This is a genomic window from Microbacterium sp. (assembly GCF_036566905.1).
GTDB lineage: Bacteria > Actinomycetota > Actinomycetes > Actinomycetales > Microbacteriaceae > Microbacterium.
Genome location: NZ_DATCVK010000247.1, coordinates 1 through 5,609 on the forward strand (window position 1 = coordinate 1; position 5,609 = coordinate 5,609).

Below are 5,609 nucleotides of genomic sequence, written 5' to 3' on the forward strand. Positions count from 1 at the left end.
TCGGCACCCGCCCGTGCGGCCCGACGGCCGCGACCCGTCCCGATGCCACGACGTCGTCCGGCGGCCGGGCGCTGCGGCTCCGGCGCGGGCACGACCGCCTCGCCCACGAATCGGCGCAACGCCAGGGTGAGCGGAGAGCGCGGAGCGACCTCTGCGATGGGCAGGGACGCGAGGATCGCGGCATCCGTCGATCGCGGGTCCTGCGGCAGGAACCACACGTCCTCGATGCCGCCGAACCGGTCGAGGGTGCGTCGCACCTGCCCGCGGGCATCGATGCCGAGGGTGCCGGGCCGCAGCCGGTTCGCGATGACCGCCACCGGTGTCGCCCCGATGGTCGCGCGCAGGTCGGCGTGCCCGCGGAGGAAGCGCGCGATGCCGACGGGGTCGGCGGCGACCACGGCAATGACGAGGTCGGCGCTGCGCAGCGCGGCGAGGGTGGCGGCGTTCCGCCGCGGACCGTCGAGGTCGCTCACGATCTCCTCGTCGCGCTCGAGCGATGACGCCACGTCGACGACCGTGTAGTCGGCCCATTCGCGGCAGGCGGCGAGCGCGGCGACGACCCGCCGCTCGCTCAGCTCTGGCCAGCGCGACGGGCGGTTGATGCCGGTGAGCACGTCGACACCGGTGCGGCCGAGCGGCACGGCGATGCGGGTGAGCTCGCTGACGTCGAGTCCGCCGAGCTCGGCCTGCCGACAGGCCGCGGCGAAGCCCGGCCCCTCATCGGCGAGGCCGAGGGTGAGAGCGAGGGACGCCGCGTGCGTGTCGGCGTCGACCAGTCCGACGTGACGGCCGCCGCGCGCGAGCTCGACAGCCAGTTCGGTGGCGACCGTGGAGCGTCCGGGCGCCCCGGCCGGCCCCCAGACGACGATCACTCTCGGCTGCGGGCGCGATTCCAGCGGCCGCGGAGCTGCGGTCGTCGGACCGATCGAGAGCGCCTCGGCGATGCGCCATGGCTCGGTGTGGCGGCTCAACGGAGCCTCCAGCCCGCACGCCGCGGCCACGCGCTCCCCCGCGGCGTCCTCGACGAGCGGCACGACACGCGTCCCCGCGCGGTCGCACAGCGCGACCACGGTGGGCGACATCGTGGCGCGGGACACCGAGACGACCAGGGCATCCGCGTCGGCGAGCGCCCGCAGCAGCGTCTCGCCGTCGTCGCCGAGCATCCCATCCGACGCGGCGAGCGCGGGAGCCGCGGCCGCGACCTCGACGATGACGTCGATCCCCTCGCGACGCAGTCCCTCGACGAGGAGCACGGCGTCGTCGACGGCCACCACGACCCTCACGAGCCGGTGCCCGTCGTCGGCACGATCGAGAGTGCGGACTCGTCGGCCATCGCGGCCAGCGTCGCCGCGACATCGGCGCGTGGGATGACGAGCTCGAGGGCAGCCGCGCCGCCGCCGATCATCGAGTCGTCGCGCGTGACCGAGACGACGGTGGCGTCGGCGACGAGGATGCGCGGCTCGTCGTACGCGCCCTGCTCGAGGAGCGGGGCGGACCACAGTTCGACGACGGTGCCCGCCTCGACCGAGGCCGGCACGTCGACGGCGCTGCGGACGACGACGCTGGTGGTGCGCGCGGCGGCCGGGTCGCCGACGGATGCCGCGGGCACGAGTTCGCCCGCCTCGATCGTGCGGGTCGCGACCGGAGTCCCATCCAGATCGTCGGCAGTGAGGTAGGTGCCCGCCAGCGACCCGAGCGCGACGTCGACCACCTTGAGGTCGCCGGTGCCGATCGCCTCGCCGGGCACGATCGTGTGGGCCGCGGCGTAGACCGGCACGGTCTGCCGTGCGGCCGAGACGACCAGCCACACGCCGACGACGGATGCCACGACGAGCAGCACACCGAGGAAGAACCGCGCGTCGCCCCAGAAGGCTCGTCGCGGGGTGCGGACAGGGTCGCTGTGGGCCGTCATGGCACCATCGTCGCCGACTCGGCCGAACGACGTCGGGCGTTATCCACAGGGCTCTCGGGCCCCGGCCCGTACCCCGGGGGCGGGTCCATAATGGGGGGCATGTCCGATGACCCGACGTCGAACGTGCGTCTGCTCGCCCCTGCCCAGGTGGGCGAGGTGCTCGGCGTCTCCGTCGACGAGGTCATGGCACTCGTGCACGAGGGGCGGCTGCGCGGTCTGCGGGTCGGATCTCCGGCGCGCTGGCGGGTGGATGCGGCGAGTGTCGACGAGTACCTCGACGACCAGGCCGAGGAGGCACGGCGGATGGCGCTCTGGCGCCAGTCGCAGACCGCGAGCTTCCCCGAGCTGTGGGGCAGCGGAATCGTCCGCCGCCCGGACTGAAACGCCAGCTGTCGCGTTCAGCCGGGCCCGACCCCGCGGTGGGCCGGGCCGCGCCGACGGCCCGGCGCGTCGGCGCCGTACACAGACGGTTCAGGGCAGCGCGGGCGCCTCGTCGGCACGCAGCCACGCGATCGCGACGAACGGCACCAGACGGTAGCCCGCGACGGCGTCGGCGCGCCGTGGTGCACCGGGTTCATGCAGCGCGAGGTCGAGGTGGTCCGCGCCCGCGCGGTCGATCGTCCCGGTGAGCACGCGCCCCGACACGAGGTGCACCGCGACTCCCGCCCTGCGCCGCACGAGGTCGCGGAGCACGAACCCGAAGGTCAGGCGGTCGGCGAGCGGCGACCGCGGCGGCGCAGGGCGGGCGGTGCGCAGCAGGTCGGCGTGCGGCATCCCGATCGAGGAGATCGCTGCGAACGGCACGATCACCGCCCCGCCCGGGCCTTCGGCGAGTGCGAGCGAGACCCAGTCGGCACCCACGCCGGTGACGCTCGCCCGCACGGTGGCGCCGTCGGCGAGGTCGAGCGATACGACCGCCGGCGCGGCGGGGTCGCGCGAGGTCAGGAGGGTCAGCCGCTCCGCCAACTGGACCCGCGAGAGCCGCAGGCGCTCGGCCTCGGTGTCGAGCGCGGCCCGTTCCGCCTCCCATTCGGAGGCGAGCTGATCCTCGAGGTCGTCGAAGAAGCGGTCCCAGCGCACTCAGTGAGAGTAGGGCACCGCAGGCGATCGGCCCGCGAGTTATCCACAAGCGGTGCCGCTCGATTTTCGCTGTGAGTTCGCCGTGTGTTCTACTGTCCGGAAGACATCCCCCTGTCGAGATAGGCACCCATGGCAACGACGCCCGCGGGCACCGCCCGCGCACCACACGCGTTCCGCAGCACGCAGCTCGCAGAGTTCTTCGCGCCGCAGCGGACGCCTTCCACCGACCTCCCCCTTCCGGAGCCGTTCCTGCGCAACCTCACGCTCGGCGTGCTCGAGGTCTTCGCCGGAGTCCGCGAGGTCGACCAGCTGGCCCGATGGCTCACCGAAGACGCCTACCGCAAGCTCGTCACGCGCGCGAACCTCGCGACACGCGCGCGCAGCGCACGCGGTGTCGCAGCGAAGCGCCCGGTGCACACGATCCTGTCGGTGCACGAGTCCTCGCCCGCCGACGGCATCGTCGAAGCGGTCGTCGTGGTCCGCGGGCCTGCGCGCACGCGCGCACTCGCGGTGCGGATCGAGGGCATGGACGGGCGCTGGCGCGCCACCTCCCTCGCGCTCCTCTGAGGCGCGCGCACTCCCAGCCGCGCCCCGACCGGGGCGCACCTGACGACGGAGCCGGTCCCGACGATGCGGCCGGCCCCGTCAGTCCTTGTCGCCCTTCTCGTCCTTGTCGATGAGGTCGAGGAGGGCCCGCAGGGCGTCGCGGATCTCGTAGTGGTCGTGCTGGCCGGCCCGGCTCTCCGCCGAGATCACGCCCGACCGGTGCACGCGTGTGAAATCGCCGAACGGGAACGAGTACGCCTGCTTCGTCTCCCCGTTCTCCCCCCGGTCGACGCCGAGATGCCAGTGCGAGTACTCGGTCCATCCTTCTCGCTCGATGAACGAGTTCTCCTCATCGGCGGTGGGGGCCGCTTCCGACCAGTCGTCGCGTTCATCGCGCACGACCTTGCCGTCCCGGATGAGCGCTCGCGCGTGGCGCAGCGCCGGCTGGTTCAGTTCGATGGACATGCCGCGACGCTACGTCGCGCGCTGTCCGCCGGCGAGGGTCTTGACGGATGCCGCGGCCGGCGGCACCCTACGCCTCACTGCTTGTACGACGACAGGAAGTTGCCGAGACGCTCGATCGCCTCCGACAGGACGCGGGCCTCCGGCAGCGTGACGATGCGCAGGTGGTCGGGGGTCGGCCAGTTGAAGCCCGTCCCCTGCACCAGCAGCACGTGCTCGGCGACGAGGAAGTCGTAGACGAGCTTGGCATCGTCGCGGATCTCGTACACGTTCGGGTCGAGCCGCGGGAACGCGTAGAGGGCGCCCTTCGGCTTGGAGCACGTCACGCCGGGGATGCGCTCGAGCCCCTCCCACGCGGCATCCCGCTGTTCGTGGAGCCGGCCCTCGGGGGCGATGAGCGCGTCGATCGACTGCACCCCCGACAGCGCCGCCTGCACCGCGTGCTGCGCGGGGACGTTGGGGCACAGCCGCGTCGAGGCGAGCAGCTGGATGCCCTCGAGGAAGCCGGCAGCGTGGCGCTTGGGCCCCGTGATCACGAGCCAGCCCGACCGGTAGCCTGCAACCCGATAGGTCTTGGACAGGCCGTTGAAGGTGAGGCACAGCAGGTCGGGCGCGAGCGTCGCGAGCGGGATGTGCTGGGCGTCATCGAAGAGGATGCGGTCGTAGATCTCGTCGGACAGCAGCAGCAGCGAGTTCTCGCGCGCGATCTCGATGATGCCCTGGAGCACCTCGCGGGTGTACACCGCCCCCGTCGGGTTGTTGGGGTTGATGACGACGATCGCCTTGGTGCGCGGCGTCACCTTCGCGCGGATGTCTTCGAGATCCGGCTGCCAGTCGTCGTCGGGATCGCAGCGGTAATGCACGGGGGTGCCGCCCGCGAGACTCGTCATCGCGGTCCAGAGCGGATAGTCCGGCGCCGGGATGAGTACTTCGTCGCCCTCGTCGAGCAGCGCCTGCATCGTCATCGTGATGAGCTCCGAGACGCCGTTGCCGAGGTAGACGTCATCGGGGTCGAACTGCGGGAAGCCCGGCACCTGCTCGTACCGCGACACCACGGCGCGCCGGGCCGACATGATGCCCTTGCTGTCGCTGTAGCCGTGCGCGTGCGGGACCGCCTCGATCATGTCGCGGACGATCTGGAACGGCGCCTCGAAGCCGAACACCGCCGGGTTGCCGGTGTTCAGCTTGAGGATCGTGTATCCCTCGTCCTCCAGCCGGTCTGCCTCGGCCAGTGCCTGCCCACGGATCTCGTAGAGAACGTTCTGGAGCTTGCTCGACTGATCGAGGGTACGGAGGGGACTCATCGCTTCAGGATATCCGCGGCCGGCGAGGGCCAATGGACTCCGCGTGGCCCGGCCGGCTCGGCCGCCGCGTCCGTGACCGAGAACAGGCGTTCCGGCGAGCACAGGAGGATCCGCGTGAGATCGTCCTGGGTGCGCCAGAACGCCTGTTCCGGGCGAGCGGATGCCGCGACCGGGCGTGGGACGCCGGCCGCGACGCCGCTACTTCTTGCGCTGCTCGGCGGCGCGGCGCTGGGCGCGGTTGAGCGGAGCCTGCTGCGCGGCCGGGGCCTCGCCCTCCGTGCGCTGGCCGAAGAGATCGGAAGAGC

7 protein-coding genes are annotated in these 5,609 nt (G+C 72.4%); 2 read left to right on the forward strand and 5 right to left on the reverse strand.

Translation table 11 applies throughout. The features are described from left to right. On the reverse strand, positions 1–1,271 hold a 1,271-nt coding region (locus VIP82_RS22450), incomplete at its 3' end, for a CpaE/TadZ family protein (RefSeq protein ID WP_331912762.1). An 8-nt stretch (positions 1,272–1,279) separates the two neighbouring features. Then, positions 1,280–1,912 carry an SAF domain-containing protein gene (locus tag VIP82_RS22455; RefSeq protein ID WP_331912764.1) on the reverse strand — a complete coding sequence of 211 codons (633 nt, stop codon included), beginning with the start codon at positions 1,910–1,912 and terminating at the stop codon, positions 1,280–1,282. Between the two features lie 99 nt (positions 1,913–2,011). Here VIP82_RS22455 and VIP82_RS22460 point away from each other — a divergent pair, with 99 nt between their 5' ends. Beyond that, positions 2,012–2,293, forward strand: a complete 282-nt coding sequence (locus VIP82_RS22460; protein ID WP_331912766.1) for an excisionase family DNA-binding protein — start codon at positions 2,012–2,014, stop codon at positions 2,291–2,293. A 90-nt stretch (positions 2,294–2,383) separates the two neighbouring features. Here VIP82_RS22460 and VIP82_RS22465 read toward each other — a convergent pair whose 3' ends face one another. After that, on the reverse strand, positions 2,384–2,992 hold the full coding sequence (locus VIP82_RS22465) for a hypothetical protein (protein ID WP_331912768.1): 609 nt from the start codon (positions 2,990–2,992) through the stop codon (positions 2,384–2,386). A 129-nt stretch (positions 2,993–3,121) separates the two neighbouring features. On the opposite strand from VIP82_RS22465, the gene VIP82_RS22470 reads away from it, so the two are divergent. Then, on the forward strand, positions 3,122–3,559 hold the full coding sequence (locus tag VIP82_RS22470) for an Rv3235 family protein (RefSeq protein ID WP_331912770.1): 438 nt from the start codon (positions 3,122–3,124) through the stop codon (positions 3,557–3,559). Between the two features lie 78 nt (positions 3,560–3,637). Here the strand turns inward: VIP82_RS22470 and VIP82_RS22475 are convergent, their stop codons facing one another. After that, complete coding sequence (locus VIP82_RS22475) at positions 3,638–4,003, reverse strand: hypothetical protein (RefSeq protein ID WP_331912772.1); 366 nt, start codon at positions 4,001–4,003, stop codon at positions 3,638–3,640. A 74-nt stretch (positions 4,004–4,077) separates the two neighbouring features. Beyond that, complete coding sequence (locus VIP82_RS22480; RefSeq protein ID WP_331912774.1) at positions 4,078–5,304, reverse strand: pyridoxal phosphate-dependent aminotransferase; 1,227 nt, start codon at positions 5,302–5,304, stop codon at positions 4,078–4,080. Positions 5,305–5,609: the final 305 nt, after the last annotated feature.

Excerpts from the sequence above, each read along its gene's own strand:
- VIP82_RS22460 (WP_331912766.1), top strand. The coding sequence starts at position 2,012 with ATGTCCGATGACCCGACGTCGAACGTGCGTCTGCTCGCCCCTGCCCAG.
- VIP82_RS22480 (WP_331912774.1), bottom strand. The coding sequence starts at position 5,304 with ATGAGTCCCCTCCGTACCCTCGATCAGTCGAGCAAGCTCCAGAACGTT.
- VIP82_RS22470 (WP_331912770.1), top strand. The coding sequence starts at position 3,122 with ATGGCAACGACGCCCGCGGGCACCGCCCGCGCACCACACGCGTTCCGC.
- VIP82_RS22475 (WP_331912772.1), bottom strand. The coding sequence starts at position 4,003 with ATGTCCATCGAACTGAACCAGCCGGCGCTGCGCCACGCGCGAGCGCTC.
- VIP82_RS22455 (WP_331912764.1), bottom strand. The coding sequence starts at position 1,912 with ATGACGGCCCACAGCGACCCTGTCCGCACCCCGCGACGAGCCTTCTGG.